The 17436-nt window shown below is 46.3% G+C and carries 17 protein-coding genes and 1 pseudogene; 5 read left to right on the top strand and 13 right to left on the bottom strand.

The features are described 5' to 3' along the window. The 3 genes from A0V43_RS05855 (at position 1) to A0V43_RS05845 (ending at position 3612) form a co-directional block, all read left to right on the top strand. Positions 1-1905, top strand: a complete 1905-nt coding sequence (locus tag A0V43_RS05855) for a nitric oxide reductase activation protein NorD (RefSeq protein ID WP_063192618.1) — start codon at positions 1-3, stop codon at positions 1903-1905. A gap of 17 nt (positions 1906-1922) precedes the next feature. Continuing rightward, positions 1923-3161, top strand: a complete 1239-nt coding sequence (locus A0V43_RS05850; protein ID WP_063192617.1) for a DHH family phosphoesterase — start codon at positions 1923-1925, stop codon at positions 3159-3161. Between the two features lie 256 nt (positions 3162-3417). Continuing rightward, positions 3418-3612 carry a hypothetical protein gene (locus tag A0V43_RS05845; protein WP_063192616.1) on the top strand — a complete coding sequence of 65 codons (195 nt, stop codon included), beginning with the start codon at positions 3418-3420 and terminating at the stop codon, positions 3610-3612. A gap of 567 nt (positions 3613-4179) precedes the next feature. Here the strand turns inward: A0V43_RS05845 and A0V43_RS05840 are convergent. The 9 genes from A0V43_RS05840 to katG form a co-directional block, all read right to left on the bottom strand. Continuing rightward, positions 4180-5148, bottom strand: a complete 969-nt coding sequence (locus A0V43_RS05840) for a helix-turn-helix domain-containing protein (protein WP_063192615.1) — start codon at positions 5146-5148, stop codon at positions 4180-4182. 544 nt (positions 5149-5692) lie between these two features. Then, positions 5693-5884, bottom strand: a complete 192-nt coding sequence (locus A0V43_RS05835) for a hypothetical protein (protein WP_020755372.1) — start codon at positions 5882-5884, stop codon at positions 5693-5695. A 159-nt stretch (positions 5885-6043) separates the two neighbouring features. Continuing rightward, on the bottom strand, positions 6044-6466 hold the full coding sequence (locus A0V43_RS05830) for an NUDIX hydrolase (protein WP_020755373.1): 423 nt from the start codon (positions 6464-6466) through the stop codon (positions 6044-6046). Between the two features lie 29 nt (positions 6467-6495). Then, positions 6496-6741 (bottom strand): hypothetical protein, encoded by a 246-nt coding sequence (locus A0V43_RS05825; protein WP_020755374.1) that lies wholly within the window; start codon positions 6739-6741, stop codon positions 6496-6498. Between the two features lie 86 nt (positions 6742-6827). Next, complete coding sequence (locus A0V43_RS05820; protein WP_063193818.1) at positions 6828-7109, bottom strand: hypothetical protein; 282 nt, start codon at positions 7107-7109, stop codon at positions 6828-6830. Positions 7110-7260: 151 nt separating this feature from the next. Beyond that, positions 7261-7869, bottom strand: a complete 609-nt coding sequence (locus tag A0V43_RS05815; RefSeq protein WP_063192614.1) for an ADP-ribosylglycohydrolase family protein — start codon at positions 7867-7869, stop codon at positions 7261-7263. A 73-nt stretch (positions 7870-7942) separates the two neighbouring features. After that, positions 7943-8404 (bottom strand): hypothetical protein, encoded by a 462-nt coding sequence (locus A0V43_RS05810; RefSeq protein ID WP_063192613.1) that lies wholly within the window; start codon positions 8402-8404, stop codon positions 7943-7945. After that, positions 8404-9303, bottom strand: coding sequence for a hypothetical protein (locus A0V43_RS05805; RefSeq protein WP_063192612.1), 900 nt, complete (start codon positions 9301-9303; stop codon positions 8404-8406). Before A0V43_RS05805 ends, A0V43_RS05810 begins: the two co-directional genes overlap by 1 nt. Positions 9304-9830: 527 nt before the next feature. Beyond that, the gene (gene katG / locus A0V43_RS05800; RefSeq protein WP_063192611.1) at positions 9831-12035 is read right to left on the bottom strand and encodes a catalase/peroxidase HPI; all 2205 of its coding nucleotides are present in this window, start codon (positions 12033-12035) and stop codon (positions 9831-9833) included. A gap of 241 nt (positions 12036-12276) precedes the next feature. Here katG and A0V43_RS05795 point away from each other — a divergent pair, with 241 nt between their 5' ends. Next, complete coding sequence (locus A0V43_RS05795; RefSeq protein WP_063192610.1) at positions 12277-12759, top strand: hypothetical protein; 483 nt, start codon at positions 12277-12279, stop codon at positions 12757-12759. A 325-nt stretch (positions 12760-13084) separates the two neighbouring features. Here A0V43_RS05795 and A0V43_RS20295 read toward each other — a convergent pair whose 3' ends face one another. Further along, positions 13085-13417, bottom strand: coding sequence for a hypothetical protein (locus tag A0V43_RS20295; RefSeq protein WP_236930949.1), 333 nt, complete (start codon positions 13415-13417; stop codon positions 13085-13087). Positions 13418-13518: 101 nt separating this feature from the next. Then, a complete protein-coding gene (locus A0V43_RS05785; RefSeq protein ID WP_063192609.1) occupies positions 13519-14154 on the bottom strand; it encodes a BMQ_0737 family morphogenetic spore coat protein in 636 nt (211 codons plus the stop codon). Between the two features lie 201 nt (positions 14155-14355). Here A0V43_RS05785 and A0V43_RS05780 point away from each other — a divergent pair, with 201 nt between their 5' ends. Beyond that, positions 14356-16032 (top strand): coiled-coil domain-containing protein, encoded by a 1677-nt coding sequence (locus A0V43_RS05780; RefSeq protein ID WP_063192608.1) that lies wholly within the window; start codon positions 14356-14358, stop codon positions 16030-16032. A gap of 38 nt (positions 16033-16070) precedes the next feature. Here A0V43_RS05780 and A0V43_RS05775 read toward each other — a convergent pair whose 3' ends face one another. Beyond that, positions 16071-17231 (bottom strand): DNA polymerase IV, encoded by a 1161-nt coding sequence (locus A0V43_RS05775; RefSeq protein ID WP_236931019.1) that lies wholly within the window; start codon positions 17229-17231, stop codon positions 16071-16073. Continuing rightward, a pseudogene (locus A0V43_RS20885) lies at positions 17189-17299 on the bottom strand (hypothetical protein); the annotation flags it as partial. The pseudogene A0V43_RS20885 and the gene A0V43_RS05775, both read right to left, overlap by 43 nt. Positions 17300-17436 lie beyond the last annotated feature (137 nt).

Genomic DNA, 17436 nt, shown 5'->3' with positions numbered 1-17436 from the left:
ATGGAGCGGTTTATGATGTTCAATGACCGAACGGTCGACTCGAGTTTGGTCATGCAGCTTTCTGACCTCGCCCAAACGCTCATGCGCCGCCGCGACGTTGCCATCCAGTTCGCCGCCCATTCCGGCGTGCATTGTGTCAAGCCGGTCGTTTACGTCAGCCATTTTTGGGATGGGTATCCACCATTGGAGCGGGAAACGGCAATGAAAAGCGACGTCGGCTTGCGCATCATCGGCACGTATCGGCACACCGACCGATTGGCGGTTCGCGCCTTCCGACATGCGGTGGAATCCCGACCGCTCCCCAAGCTTTCCAAACAGCTGTTTACATTCGCTGAAGATCTTCGCTTGGAAGCCGTCTGCGAGCGGGAACGTCCCGGGATGAAGCGATGGTTCCGCACGCGCCGCCGCATGTACCGCCGCTACTTCACTCAGCAATGGCAAGCAAACAGGACGCGCGGCGCTTGGGCTGATCAGTTTTTGGCGGGGATGTATTTGCGGCTCACGGCTGATTCGCCGCTTGATGATGCGCCGCTGGCTCCGATGGCGGATGAAGCGGTGCAGGCGCGCCTTGAAACGTTATGGCCGCAATTTTTTGATGCTTCCTCGACAGCCGAGGTGGCGGACTGGGCGTTCGCCGTTGTGGAACTGATGGAGGACGTGCTGCCTCATGATATGGTCAATGCCTATACATCGCTGCCAATCGTTGAGGATGGTGCGGACGAGAAAACGATGACGCTTCAAGATCTCAAACGGACCAACCCATTGGAAAACCGCGATGCCCTTCAAGAGGCGGATGGAGAGGCCAAGCGGCAAGTGCTGCCAACATGGCATCGGGAAACGAGCCGGGCGGGTGGAAGCTTTCTCCGCTTTGAGCTCGAACGAGGCAGCCGCACCGAGATCATCAGCGATGAGGCGAGGCCGGGTGAAGACGGCGATCAGGCTCTGGCCGTCGTGAAAGGAACGTCTCGGCCGACGGCGCGAAACGAGTATGGCCTGGAAGCGCAAGCATCCTTCAGCGAACAGCCGCCGATTGGAAACCGTGCGCCGTATGGCGAGGCCAACCGCCAAGCCGATCTTGTGCTTCTTCCTTCGTCACCCAACCTCGCGCATCTTGAGCAATACCGCGCCAAACAGGCGGCGGTGGCGCCGTACCGAAAACGGCTTGTGCGCATCATGGAACAATGGCTTGAACACAAGCGCTCCGCTTGGCGCACGAACTTGCCCGTCGGTCGGCTGCGCAAACAATTGGTGTCGTTTTTCACGGATGAGCGGCCGCGCTTGTTTTACAAAAAAGGCGAGCCGACGCGGCGGTTTGATGCGGTCTTCGGCCTGCTTGTCGATTGCTCAGCTTCCATGCATGACAAAATGGAAGAGACGAAAACCGGGCTCGTTCTTTGCCATGAGGTGTTGAAAACGTTGCGCGTGCCGCACCAAATTGTCGGATTTTGGGAAGATGCGAACGAAGCAACCGCTTCGCGTCAGCCGAACTATTTGCAGATGGCGGTCTCATTCCATCGCTCGCTTGAGCCGTCGAGCGGCCCGGCGATCCTGCAGCTCGAGCCGCATGAAGATAATCGCGATGGATTGGCGATTCGCTGGATGACCGAACAGCTCCTCAAGCGCCCGGAAGCACAAAAAGTGCTGCTCGTCTTCTCTGACGGCGAACCCGCCGCGTACGGATATGAACAAAACGGCATCATCGATACGCACGAAGCAGTCGCCGAAGCGCGCCGCCGCGGCATTGAGGTCGTCAATCTCTTTTTAGGCCACGGGGCCGACGATGAGTCAACGCGGCGGACGATTGAAAACATCTATGGTCGCTTCCGCGTCTTTGTTCCGCATGTGAGCGAGTTGCCGGATCGGCTGTTGCCGCTCTTGAAAACGTGGTTGCAAAAAAGTTTGTGACAAAAAGGTGGGACCCCATGATCAAATTATTCACTGACAGCGATCTAGACGGCATCGGCTGCGGATTGCTCGCGAAGCTGGCGTTTGCCGAGGTGAACATTTCGTTTTGTTCCTATCGCAATTTGGATGAACGGGTCGTCCAATTCTTGCAAAGCGACGAGGCCAACGGCGCCATGTTGTTTATCACCGACTTGGCCGTCGGCAAGGAAGTGGAACAGCAACTCGCTGAACGGGCGGCGCGCGGCGGCCATGTGCAAGTGATCGACCACCACGTGACGGCGCTTCATTTCAATGACTACCCGTGGGGACAGGTGGTACCGGTGAGGGATGATGGCAAAAAGACGTGCGCCACCTCGCTCTTTTACGACTATCTCGTCCGCGAGGGAAAACTCGCACCTAATGAAACGCTAGATGGGTTCGTCGAGCTCGTCCGCCAATACGACACGTGGGAATGGGAAGAGAATGGGAATTTGCAAGCGAAGCGGCTGAATGATTTGTTGACGATTTTCGGGCTTGACGGCTTTTGGGAGACGATGAGCGAGCGGCTCGCCTCCAGAGAACCGTTCTCCTTGACCGAGACGGAAGAGCTGCTTCTGGATATGGAAGAAAAGAAAATTCAACGCTACATCCGACAGAAGCAAAAGCAGCTCGTTCAGCGCTGGATCGGCGATTACTGCATCGGCGTCGTGTTCGCTGAACGCCATCTGTCGGAGCTTGGCAACGCCTTATCCAAACGGCATCCGCACCTAGATTTGATCGCCCTAGTCAATCTCGGGACAAAACATATCGGGTTTCGCACCATCCATGACAATGTCAACGTCGCCGAATTCGCGAAGCAGTTTGGCGGCGGCGGCCACCCGAAGGCATCGGGTTGTTTTGTGGATGACACGACCTTTCCGCTGTTTGTCATCGAGACGTTCCCGCTTGCGCCTGTTTATGGCGATGCGGAACAAAACCAACTGAACAAGCGGGAAGAGGCAGAAGGCGTGTTTTGGACGAATCATCAGGGCCAGTGGTGGTTAAGCCGCCAGACGGAACAGGGATGGACATGGTATGCCGACGGGGGAGAGGCTCGCACCTTTCCCGATGAAGCCGCGGGCGAGCGATGGTTAAAGCGGCAGTTTGCGGCAGGGCTCGCCTACGACGCCGCTGTGCTAGAGTTTTTAAGCGTGCGGCTCGGGCGGGACAAAGACGCCATCCAAGCCGACTATCCGTCGGCTGTCAAACAATACAAACATCAAACCGGCATCGAATAAGGTGCCGGTTTTCTTTGCGGCGACAAGAGAGAGACCGCTGGCTTTGCAGCATGGCGGCAGGCTGATTCCGGTGGTGACAACGAACATACTGAAAGGAGCTCCATAGATCAAAAAAAAGAACGTGACACGGCGGCCCATTCCGCCAGCCATTTTTTCATAGTGCCGCGGCACAGAAAATGTTAACATAATTGTAACAGTTTTTGTATTTAGGAAAAACAGTCTCTGATTATAATAAGTACATAGGGAGGTGAAGAGGGTGAAACAGTACGTCTTTTCCTTTTACACAGACCAAGGAAGAACGTCTGTCTGGGATGAGGCGATTCCGGCATCTGGGATGATGGAAGCCTTTTCAAAAGCTCGACGGATGCTCATCAGGTACAAACAAGAGAAAGGCATGCCGGTTCGCGTTCGGTATAAAGGCGTCCGCTATCGCCACACCGACATTGCATAACGTTGAAAGTTAAAAAGAAAGGATGGGAGCATGCCTTTCCTGCGACAATCGACACGCAGCGGGTAACGTGCAGTGTTTCATGAACCACTCGGGAACACTGCACGTTTTTATTTTATTTGCATCCGCACGCCTTTCAACTCGGCAGGAGAAAGGGACAAGCCCAGCCACTGTCAAACGATCAGGAAGGCGAGACGGATGCGGAAAATGATTGCGGTGAAACACATACTGCTCGGGCACAAGCTAGGAACGGCGCAAAAACCAAATCGGCGACGACTCTTGATTTTTTTGGTATGACACAACAAATATGGACGAGCCCGCATCTCATCATCGCGCACTCCTTTATACCTATAACGGATTTCCAGGTGGCGAGGAGCTTAGCAGCCAAATATGTCCGCTGCATGCGTATGCTGCAAAAGCGCTCATTCATGACGGATGTCGTTGTTTCTTTGCTTTTCGTCTCACTATCAAAAGATTACTTTTTATTGAGACAAAACCGAATATAACTTCCTATAATTTATATTATGTCTACTAAAATTTAAAAAATATATGAGTGGCTTTTGATTACCACTACTCTTTCTTTATTTGATAAAATTCTTCGCTAAATTGTTTGTCTTGTTTCAACCATCTAAAATAAGTTCCTAATGTAATTCCAACTGTTTCACATGCTTGATGAACGCAATAACTTTTTCGATATTCATCGATAAAAGCTTTTTTTCTTGCTGCAACAGCTTGTTTTGTTCTTTTTAATTTCGCATTTTGCAATGTTTCTGCATCCATATTTTTATCTGGGAACGCTTCAAATTTGCGTTTTAAGTATAATCCTTTATCGTGATAAATCCAGTCGTAAAATTCCTTAATGTTTTTTCTGCCGCTCATATATAAACGAATATGTTTTTCTTTTTTGGTTAAGTACACGTCAAATCCTCGCGCTTTTAGATGATGTTCTAATACCGTCATGAAATCGAGAGAACCGCCAACAAAACTGACTAAATAGCCACGAGAATAAATATTTCCATCACCGTCAAAATAGCCTCTTATAAAATGATTTAAATACACTTCTGGAACATACGGAAATTTTATATCCAATGATTTATTTGGTGTGATACCATGTATCTCCATTAGATCGTTTTTCATAACTTTGCTATTGAGATATAACATATAAACACCAGTTTGCTTATTTTGATAAAGTGGTTGATTAGACCCTAATTCGTCTCTGATTTGTTCTAAAATATATTTTTCTTTTTGCGCGAATCCGATCGTCTGAAAATCATTGGAGACAAAACCGTCCGCTATAAAAAAACCTAAGATATAAGCCATATTTTTAGACCAAGTCTTGAAATAATCTTCATTTAACTTATACTTACGCTTCCAACTACCAAACGGCCTTTTTTCAATATTATGATCAGACAAAATCATTCTTATATATCTCGGAGACACATTAGAAAGCTTTGCAATTTCAGTAGTACTAGCACCTTCAAGATAAAGTTTTATAATTTCGTCTACCTCCAACGTTCGTTTTATATTTTTTCTTGTCATCTTTAAAACCCCTTCCATATTTATTTAAAATATATTATAAGAACAAATGTTCTTATTGTCTATATAAATTAAAATATTCGTAATAATCCCTTCCTCACTTTAATTAATGAATGGAAATAAATCGCAAAACAAAAAAAGAGACAGTAAAGTGCAAGTACTGTCTCATCACGCCGCTTTATTCCTTATGCTCCAGAATGGCTTGCCACTCTTTCTCCCGATCTGTTTCCTAGGGTTCGATTCGGTAGCTCAGCCAGGCAGCAGGCAAAATCAGGCTGGATAACAGTTGCTCAAGTTTAATCCCGATAATGAGTCCTTTCCGCGGTTTGGAGAACTTCTTAAATTCAACATGGTTACTCTGTACAGCTCAACGATATTACAGAAACGTATATTCGTTATCTAACATCAGATTACGATTCACCTAAATTTTATAGAGATATATGCAGATACTAGCTTGTATTAACTGAAGCTTCCCATTTTACATATTCATCAAATTGTTCATCATCAGATACAATGAAATCTTTTTCAACTTCAATGGTGACTGTAACTATTTCTTTTCGTTTCTTCCACCTGGAACAAATTCATTTCGGCACCATTTTACAAAGTTTCTCGAATGACACAGATATGTTTTTGCCGTGTCATCAGCTAACAGACCTTCTTTCCATTTTTCTTTTACCTCATTCTCATAGATTTGATACAATTCTTCTAATTTCTTTATAAATTCCTGTGATGCCCTCATCTGAATCAGCTCCCGATTAATATTTTATTAAGCAATTGGTAGATATGGTTTGTGTGTTGGAAGTTGAGATTGTGACCCGATAAAACTTGTTTGGATAGCGCGGTCCGCGGATCTTACTCGGCATGAACTGAACTCATTTAGCTATCTTCCATCTCTACTCTATACCCATTCTTCCAACGAAAACACGTCATTTCTTTCAAAGTCGTGAAGAATGGCCGGAGGCAGCAGTTCACGCACTCTCTCTTTAGTCGACCAGCAATAATCGATATGCTCTTCCGAAAGAACAACTTCATGATGATCGCTTTTGCATAAGTATGTAAGAATGACGACTTGCCGCGTTGCGTGCGTTTGAAACGTCGTCGCATATAAAATCCGCTCCACCGTCACATCCAATCCAACTTCTTCTTGGATTTCTCGCAACAGCGCCGCTTCTAAATCTTCTCCAAAGTGTATTTGCCCTCCGACTAACTCCCACGTTCCGCCGCCCACTTCGTCATCATTAGCGCGTTGTACAATTAATACTTTTCCTTCGTGTAAAATAAACCCTTTCAAAACTACAACCATTTCACTGTAGATGAGCATTTTTCATTACACCCGTTAGTTCAAGAAGTTTATTTTTGAAAATCTGCTATATTCCAATTCATTTTAGGATTAACTGTATCCATAAACTTCTTAATTTGTTCTTCACTTAAATCTTTTTCACCAGTCGAATTTTTCGCATATGATACAAGTTCCCAAGTTTCATCATAAGGTTTCTTCGGTGCTTTCCACCTAATGCTAAATGTATAATCAACGCCATCAATCTTTACTTTCATAATCAATATATCGCCAAGAAGTATAAACTTACTCATTTCCATTTTTATATGCCACCTACTTTTGTGTATTTACAGGAGAAAAAGAAAGATTGCAACTACGGGCAGAATCTTTGAATAAGAATATTTTTTTATGGTTCACTAATCCCCATTGCCAATAGCAAAAGAAAAGCAATGGCCAAAACCGCTCCATTTCCTATCAAGCTGATAATTGACAGAAAGAAACGTTTCGTCATCAACCACGAGAACACAGCGAATAAAATACCAATAATTGATAAGATGCCATAAATTGTGATCACGAAATAAACATCAGCATCTGGACCTCTTTCAACATAGAAAATAATGATACTTATGATTACAGGAAACAAAGACGTGACACCTAATATATTTCCTACTTTTTTCTTGTCTAACACTATTACCCCCACCTTTTTGTTGATAATAACTTTTTGAATCATAGCCACCCATGCTGCATTTCGCGGCACTACAGATGATGGAAGTTCATTCGTTCTTCCATAAGAGACAACCATGCCGCATAGTTACGTCAGCATCAGAAGGATGAAAATATTAATTTTCAGGATAGATAGACTGATATATAGTGTTGGTTATTTCCTTTTCAATCGAAGCTTGCAATTCTTCTCCATTTAATACCCTTAAAGCAATTCGATTATAGATTTGACATGCTTCTGCCGCTTGATCGTCGTAATGCGTCATTTTTGAATGAAGATATGTTATTTCTTCCATCCGTTTTTTATCCGTATAGGCGAGAGCAATCGGCAAGCAATGCATTAGTGACCCATTACCGGCGCATTTACCATTGAGTTTTCTGCAAGCTCGATATGCAGCATCAAACCAGTTCCCATCATATAGCGACAACACGGTTCGAATGATCGTGCCCACATCAGGTGGATCCGTTTCATACCACTTTAAAAATTCTTCGCCTATCTCGGGAAGTGGATTTTCCTTGTTCTTAATAATTCCTTTAGCAACGGCAATGGTCATTGCTGTATCATCGGTGACTTCTCCGGGTGATAAGTTTAACCAACCGCCACCAATTATATCTGTAACTTCTCCATACTTCTTTTGAATCTCTGCTGTACTCATGAATTCAGTTATAGCTCCAAGTGCATCTCCAATCGCTAATCCAAACAGCCCACCCTTTATTTTATCAAGCATATATCCCACTCCTTGAAAAACAATTATTCCGTATACGTACGTTCCTGATTTACACTGTGAAACTTCTGTTTAATTAAGAACTTAATTCTTCTCTTGTAAGACAAACTGACTCAATGAATTCATATGCTTTAGCTATGTTCCCATTATATATTTCTATTAAAGGTTTTATAATATAGCCTTCAACTGCTTGCTGATTAGATAACACATCGAGCGGCAAAAAATAATTAATGATCGTCATACGATTTGGATGGACCGCCTTATAGAGATTGCTATATTTTTCATTGAGTACTTCTGATGTTTTAGTCCAACCTGCATAGTAAATTTCATCGCACTTATTTAACGGGATACTATTTTCTGTTTTGATGTAACAGCAGGAAACAAAAGGAATCGTGTTTGTTAACTCTCCAGAAGCTTCGTCAAAGATAATGTTGATTCCTACTCCTTTTGTAGGCTCTTGCTCAGTTGTAAAAACACGTTGCTGAAAGTATGGCAACCAGAAGCGAGGTTGAGCATAATGCGTGGAACGGTCCCACATTACACCATTTCCCCGACAGGATTCCAACCATATTTGATAAACAGATCATTGACAACAGAAATGAAGTGGCTCGCTTCAGTACATATTTTAAGCATTGCATCATATATATGTTTAATTTCTTTTCCCACACTCATTTTTTCCTCTCCCCAAAAATAAAAGTCTTTGAAAAGCACGCTTAGTTTTGGGTGACTGAAGCCCCTAAAAGGACGAAGCCCCTTTCGTTCTAATAAAACTTTCAAATCCTCTAACATTAATTTGAAGCCTAAAGGAATGTTAGTTTCTTTATTCAACGCTTCATCAGCAACATTCCATGCAGCTTGCCAATTTACCCAGTAAAAGTGCATCGTGTCTTCATCACATAACCCTAATTTACCGAGGATTTTTTCTGTTTCATTCGTTACATTTTTCGGCAGCGCATCATGTGCAGTGACAAACAATAAAAATCGATCTTTTGACTCCATTAACAGTTTTTTGTATGGATAATCAATGTTAAAATGATTTTTAACCAATTCATAGTATTGTTCTGCCAGTTGGTCTCCATCAAGTATTTGTAATTCTTGTAAATCTTGTTCCCGATTGATATTACTTTTTCCGCTTCGATATTTAGCCTCCACGACGATAGAAATTGGAGGTTGCTTCTGCCGAGTTAATAAAATAAGTAAATCCGGTTCCCGCTTAAAATAGGAGGTTTTAGGCCAAAAGATATATTCTGCCTTTATGACATCATCAAATGAATAGTTGATCGTTTCACCTGTGCGAAAATTCACAGCACGTTGGAGAAAAGGAATGAAAGCGAGCTCTAATGGTAAGTATTTGAAAGTAGAAAACACATCCGATGTCAGCAAATCCTCCATCCCTTCATATTCTGGAAGCTTTCCGTGAATTTCAGCGATTGTCACGTATTATCACCGCCTTACTTTTGATACTAACGACAAAAGATAAATGAGTACCAGCATATTAGAGAACCATATCATGTTTCCCCAAACACCAATTTTTAAAGCTATACTTTCCATACATAAATTCATTTTGTGTTGACTAAAACACGTTTATACCTTACAATCATAAAAAGAAGGTGTTGTTTTCCCCGCCACCGTTGGGCAGGGCTGAGCTGTCTTTTTATTTTGACGTGAACGTTTGTCCTGTCCCTTTCCCTATGCTATTTGATCTTGATTTAATTCTGCCGCAATCATACTGAAAAACACATAATTTGTCAATAAAATACATACTATTCTCAAAGATTCTCCGAAGGCTCTTTTCTCTCTGCAAATCTCTGACACATAAGCATAAAAACAGGTAATTGAGCGCTCTAGTTTCCTTTCAACGAATCTTTCCCTTTTGATCCACAACAAGTCTAAGAAAGAATCCCTGGATATGAATATAAAAAAGCAGCTTGCCCCTTAAACGGACAAGCTGCTTTTTTTGCTGGTTAAACTGCGACCGACTCTTTGGCTTGTTTCAAATGAATGTCAAAGCGGTCGGCGTTCATCACTTTCACCCAAGCATTGATAAAGTCGCGGACGAATTTTTCGCGGTTGTCGTCTTGGGCGTAAAATTCGGCGTACGAACGAAGGATCGAGTTGGCTCCGAAAATGAGGTCAACCCGGGTGGCCGTCCACCGCACTTCGCCCGTTTTCCGGTCGCGGATTTCATAAATGCCGCTGTCTGTCGGCACCCATTCATAGTTCATGTCGACTAAGTTGACAAAGAAGTCGTTCGTCAGCACCCCGACGCGATCAGTGAAAACCCCGTGCGGGAGATCGCGATAGTTCGCGCCCAATACCCGCAGACCGCCGATGAGCACGGTCATCTCAGGTGCGGTCAACCCTAGAAGCTGCGCTTTGTCGATGAGCAATTCTTCGGGACCGACGCTGTACTCTTTCTTTTGATAGTTGCGGAAGCCATCGGCGAACGGTTCGAGCACCGCAAAGCTCTGGACATCGGTTTGCTCTTGCGTCGCATCGCCCCGTCCTGGAATAAACGGCACTTTGACATCAAAGCCAGCGTCACGTGCCGCTTTTTCCACCGCCGCGCTGCCGCCAAGAACGATGAGATCGGCGATGCTGACTTTCTTCGGCAGCTCGCGCTGGATGTCCTCATACACCGAAAGCAATTTGGCGAGCCGCTCTGGTTCGTTCACTTCCCAATCTTTTTGCGGCGCAAGGCGGATGCGGGCGCCGTTGGCTCCGCCTCGTTTATCGGAGTTGCGGAACGTGCTGGCTGCCGCCCAAGCGGTTTTGACGAGTTCGCTGACGGTCAGACCCGAGTTCAAAATTTTCGCTTTGATTTCTTCGATTTCGGCATCGGTCAATTCATAGTCGACCGTTGGAATCGGGTCCTGCCAGATGAAATCTTCTTCCGGCACTTCCGGACCTAAGTATCTCGTTTTCGGCCCCATATCGCGATGCGTCAGTTTGAACCAAGCGCGGGCGAACGCATCCGCGAATTCATCCGGGTTTTCATGGAAGCGGCGGGCGATTTTTTCGAATTCCGGATCAAAGCGAAGCGCCAGGTCGGTTGTCATCATCATCGTCGGAACTTTTTTCGATGGGTCTTCGACATCCGGTGCGAGATGCTCTTCTTTCGGGTCAACTGCCATCCATTGCCATGCCCCAGATGGGCTTTTCGTCAGCCACCAGTCATAGCCAAACAGCATATCGAAATACGACATATCCCACTTCGTCGGTGTCGGCGTCCACGCGCCTTCGATGCCGCTTGTGATCGTGTCGCGGCCTTTCCCTTTTCCGTATGAGCTGATCCATCCCAATCCTTGCGCTTCAATCGGGGCGGCTTCCGGTTCGGGGCCGACGTGCGAGGCAGGGCCTGCGCCGTGCGCTTTGCCGAACGTGTGGCCGCCGGCGATCAAGGCGACAGTTTCTTCGTCGTTCATCCCCATGCGGCGGAACGTCTCGCGAATGTCGCGCGCCGCCGCTTTCGGATCCGGCTTGCCGTCAGGGCCTTCCGGGTTGACGTAAATGAGCCCCATTTGCACCGCGGCGAGCGGATTTTCAAGTTCGCGATCCCCGCTGTAACGTTCTGAAGAGAGCCATTCTTTTTCCGCGCCCCAATAAATGTCTTCTTCCGGATGCCATACGTCTTCTCGGCCGCCGCCGAATCCGATCGTTTTTCCTCCCATGGATTCGATGGCGACATTGCCGGCAAGGATCATCAAGTCAGCCCAAGAAATTTTGTTTCCATACTTTTTCTTGATCGGCCACAATAGCCGCCGCGCTTTATCCAAGTTGGCGTTATCCGGCCAGCTGTTTAACGGCGCAAAACGCTGCGTGCCGGTCGAAGCACCGCCGCGGCCGTCGCCGATGCGGTACGTTCCCGCCGAATGCCACGCCATGCGGATGAACAGCGGCCCGTAATGGCCATAATCGGCCGGCCACCAGTCTTGGCTTTCTGTCATCAGTTTGCGCAAATCTTCTTTGAGCGCCCAATAGTCGAGTTTTTGAAACTCCTCAGCATAGTTGAACTCTTCATCATGAGGATTCGTTTTTCGGTCGTGTTGATGGAGAATGTTTAAGTTCAGTTGGTTCGGCCACCAGTCTTTATTGGTTGTTCGGTTTGAGTTGTAGCTTGTGACGCTGCCATGATATGGACATTTGGAAGCATTTTGTTGGTTCCCCATTCGTTCTTCCCTTTCTATAATTGATAATGATTAGTACATTAGAATTATAATAAATTAATATTTATTTGTAAAGGAGAAACAATATTTTTGCTCAAATTTTCTAGATGAAAGCAATGACCCTTGATTATAGGTTTCTCTCTCATTTTTAAAAAAATAGTTATTCGTCAGAATCGATTTTTTTAGCATCATCATTTAATACAGTAGTATCAAATCTAAAAATTTATGAAAGGATGATAGACGAATGGCTTGTGTATGCAATGGTGGATTGTTTCCCCAATTGTTTTTTACGCAGTCTTCAACGGATTTGCCCATTACCATTCCTCTGATCGGAACTGCCGTCACGGAAGTGCTTCGTTTGCAGCCGATTACGACCCTCAGCGGCGACCGCGTCAAGCTCGATTCGATGGTTGAGTTGGAACTGGCTGTTTTAGCCCTTCTATCCGGCGTTACGTTAACAGGGATCACGTATCGGCTGGAACGGTCGACAAACGGAGGAGTTTTTGTCCCGATTGCATCGCTTGATGTTGAATCCCTTCTCCCCGTACTGTCACTCGCTGCCAATACAACGCTTTTCCCGAACTTGACATGGGTCGACGCACCGGGCGTAGGGACGCATGTCTATCGCATTGTGATTGAAACGAACGGTGGGATTTTATCCACCTTGCTAAGCGGCATTACAGCGGAAACTCGCGCCCTGAACGCTCTTGTTGTTCGCAACGTATAACCCGGAAAAACCGGCTCAGCGAAAGGCGATTGCCCTCTGAGCCGGTTGTTTTTGCTTTATGGCGCATATGTCTTCAGGCTGTTAAGCATGGACAACAATATGGTTCAATGATCGCACTCCATTGGGCAGCTGTTGGCAGAAAAAAAATCCGTCCACTTTGTAGGTGGTTGAGACTTCACGCATACCAACTTGAAATTGGAAATTAGAAAAAGAGAGAGTTTGCCCTGGCTCGATGCGTGACACATGAACCGGCTTTAGCCAAAATTCCCCTTCTCCTCCACCCTGTTCTCCGCCTCCTGATTCATATATCGCCAAGATTCCATCACTAGTGGATTAAGGCGGCGATCGTATTGAATATCATCCCTAACTTGGCGGATAACACCATATGCTCCTTAGGGGAAACCCGCAGGCAAATATAGGGGTTCTCCAAAGGAGAAGATCCCATATTGCGGATCACAAAGTTCCCGGCAATGATCCCTTTTTGCCCGCCTGACTTCGGAAGCAATAAGGAATAGGTGAAGTAGCAAATCACACAAATTTCATCTGATAAGACTTGTTTCGGCAACTGTCTCATTTCCGTTACGGCTTGTTTAACAGCGCGAAGTTCTTTCTCAATCGATTGTATTTTCTGTTCCAACTCGAGAATCGAATCCATCATCTTTCCCCTCTTATGACGTCACTTTTCCATTTCTTAAATGTATATGTATGAAAAAAAGAGGAGAACATCTCCTCTTTTTTCCGCAACTAGAGACGTGTTTTTTACATTGCAGGAAATACAGCGGGGCATTGCGGCGGAAAGACATCCACCGGGCATTCTTCTTCACAGATGATTTCCGGGCGCGGTTGGCAGAACCGTGCAGCGACTTCCAAAATAACTTCAAAGGTCACGACAATGCTTTGGCAAATGCGGATCGAAATATTCGCCGTAATGCTGTTTCCGCTTTGCGTAAACGCCCCGACCCGGCAACTATTAAAGGTGTTTTGTACAGCGTTGCAGCACACCGTTGTGCCTTCTGGAGCGCAAAGGATGACTTCCTCGCTGGTTGTGATTAAGGCGGGGTTGCTGACGACGGTCACTTGAGCGCCCGTTGCGTTCGTTCCCGTTACCTCCAACACGACTTGAATCGTTTTGCTTAAGGTGACGGCTTGCAACGTCACAATTTGATTGCCGACCGTGCACTCAATATCCCGGCGAGGAGCGTCTTCCGCACACTCCAACAATGTGATCGAACAATTGACTTGGGAAACCGTGACTCCATCTAAAGAACCAGCCGGGAATGTAAACGTGATGTCTTGCGCCAGCTGTACAACGTGTGTCGTCCAGTCATAGACTTTGCACACTTGAATGCACTCTGGATCAAATTGTTGAGCAAATTGCTCTAAATTGATAGGCATAGAACCAATCCTTTCTTTCATGAATTTTTGTCAGGCTACTCTATAGTATGATGGGGAGAAATACAAGTTATAGTAAAAACAACTATTTTTATTCATTTTTGAAAACAAAAATGATATGGTTCATGCATGAGCAAGCAGGACACCCATTTTTCGATATCTGCATATAATGGCTACCATGACATGCGGAAAAAGGTGATGGACATGAGCAAGGAGCAAAAAACCACCCAATTGCAGCAGAAAATCATCCATCTGAAATCAGAATTGGACAAATACAAAACACTGCTCGCTTCATTAGGCTCTCAAGAAGAATGGGAGCGTCTTCACACGGAAAAGGATGAACTCCAGGCGAAGCATGATGAACTCATCGAACAATGCCGCCATTATGAAGAGCTGCTGTCCGAGCAAAAGAATGAGATCGAGCGCTTATCGGAAGCATTGAAAACAATGGAGGAAGAAAAAGAATGGCTGCGGCAGGAGACAGAGCAATGGAAAACAGAATGCGTCTACTGGCAAGAACAAGCGGAAGCCAATCAAAAACACATCCAGTCTTTAGAAGCGACACTGAAGGCGTTTCAACAAAAGGAAATGGAATGGAATGAAGAACGAACAAAAACAAAAGAAAAAAATCGACTACGAAAGGACGGGACTCTTTCTTTTATGAACGAATCAATCGACTCATGGACATCTTGGTCAGAGAGAATGGAAAACGATTATAAGGTGATGAAGGAACAAATAGAGAAAATCGCAAAGGAGTTTCCAAAACTGCAAAACGCTTTACGCAACAGTACCAAAGTACACGAACCGGAAAAAGATGTAGACGTTTTAACCAAGAAAATTCAAGAAACAGAAGAAAAACTGTCAAAAATGGATTTAGAAAGACAAAAAGACTCATTGATGCTGCAAAAACATATGTTCACCCAACAAATGGAGTTGGAGTTGATGATGGAAAAGGTCACAAGTCTTGCCAGTGAAATCAAGCATCTCTCGAACCAAATCGCCGATTTAACCCGATCGCGGAATGACCCACCCAAGGAATCGCCAAATGACGATACAATGGAATGGAAGGAGATGCTGTCCCAACTCATGGAGCGGTTAACGGCATCCTCTGATGAGAAATCGAAAGAACCAGCAACATTACCGATCCAATCAGCTAAACCCTTTTCAACAAACATGCAAACGGAAAAGGCGCCGCCATCCCCTAACAGTTTTTTGAAATTACAGGAGTTTATGGATGGAACCAACCAACCTATTGTCGTCTCACCTGTGAAACGCAAAGAAACGCATGCCTTCAACTTTCCCACATCCCATCTATATTCACAAAAATCGGTCCCAATCAAACGCGTCCGAATGGAAAATCCATCTTCCCATCATCGCCACCCATCCCAGCATTCATCACCTCTTGCAGAGGATGAGGACAACCGATTGAACATAAGCGTTCAAAACGATCATACTGCTCCAAATCTAGAAAAACGCTCAGACGCTTCAAGGCTGGAACAGAAAAAGGAACACCAGCTGTTTACACAGGCAGATGAAGTGAGTTTAGAAAGCATCCATAAAGCGGCGGACCCGTTAAAAAACGAGGATGAACGACCTAAAAAAACAGACCCAAACATGGAAATCAAAGAGAATCAGGAATCTCTAGTTTCTCCCGATGGCCAAGAGGCGGTGATGCAAGATCCAACATCGGCATCCGACATTTCAGCCGACGGGCAGCAATCAGATTCCGGAACCTATGAAGCGACGGCATTCCTTCCTTCCGCCTCCGTTTTGATCCAAGATAACGCCATCATTCATGGAGAAGACTCTTTTATGGGGGAAGGGAAACCGTCAAAATGGGGATTATGGTCTCTATTCAAAAAGACGAAAACCTCTCAATAGCGAAGAGGCGGGAGTGTTCCCGCCTCTTCGCTTTGGATTCAGACATCACTGTTTTCCCGCACGGAATGGACACTGCTCATCAGCTCAGCGCCTGTTCGAAGGACGCGATCGCCGAATTTGGTCCGCAGCTGTTCGATGGTCTTCCAAAGTTCTTCCATTTTCTCTTCCTCTTCATAATGAAACAAATCGAGCTGTTTTCCTTCTTCCCGTTCGTCAAACACATGAAGTGCGGCAACGCCAAGAAGCCGCACTGGGCGTCCGTCCCAATGCTTTTTCAACAGCCGCGCCGCCGTCAAAAAGAGGTCGTCCGCCGTTTGCAACGGCGCCGTCTCGGTTTGGCTGCGGGTGATTGTATGAAAATCGTGGTAGCGGATCGTCAACTGGACAGTCCGCGAGACAACCCGCTTTTGTTTCATCCGCGCGCTGACAGATTCGGCCAGCTTGCGCAAAACGGCCCGTAGTTCTTGTTCGTCGTCTACATCGCGCGGCAGCGTCGTTGAGTTCCCGACTGATTTCCATTTCTCCGCCGCTGCTGGATCAACCGGGCGCGGGTCGATGCCATTCGCCCGCTCGTAAAGACGCAGGCCATAGACGCCAAACGCCTGCTCAAGAAGCGCCCGGTCGGCGTTCGCGATATCGCCGATCGTACGCATGCCTAGAGCCTGCAGTTTCTTGGCGGTTTTGTCACCAACACCATGCATCTGTTCAACCGGAAGCGGCCAAAGGACGTGCGGAGCGTCGCGTTTGCGCAGCACAGTGATGCCGAGCGGCTTTTTCATCTCGCTTGCCATTTTGGCCAAAAACTTATTCGGGGCGATTCCGATGCTCACCGGAATGGACAGCTGCCTCAACAGCCCATGCTGGATCTGACGGGCCACAACCAGCGGATGAGCGGTTGACGCCCAGCCCGTCATGTCCAAATAGCCTTCATCGATCGAGGCGCGCTCCAATACAGGAGAGAAACGCTTGAGCCATTGGAATAAGCGGTGGCTCATCTCGCGATAAAAGGCAAAATCCGGCGGACGCACAACGAGCGACGGACAGCGCTTCTTCGCTTCCGTAAGCGGCATCGTCGTATAGATGCCAAACTGTTGTTTCGCCGCATAACTGGCCGCCAGCACGATCCCCCTCCGCTCTTTTGGATCCCCGCCACAACGACCGGCCTTCCCCGAAGCGACGGAGCGCGGGCAATCTCGCAGCTGGCGAAAAACGAGTTGCAGTCGATATGAAAAATGATCCGTCCGCGGGATTCACGCCCTGTTGACATGCCCTTTCCCTTTCTTTTCTCTATTTTCTTCTTCATTGTACCAGATCATTCGTTCGTGAAAAACAGCCCATTCTCCTACATGCAGAAAGTCTTTTGATGTCTCACGGGGTCGGTTTAGAGAGCTTTAACGAGAATAC

Origin of the sequence: Geobacillus sp. JS12 (assembly GCF_001592395.1) — a bacterium.
Classification (GTDB): Bacteria; Bacillota; Bacilli; order Bacillales; family Anoxybacillaceae; genus Geobacillus; species Geobacillus zalihae.
Note: the sequence above shows the minus strand (reverse complement) of the source record. Positions and strands in the feature narration are given on the sequence as shown.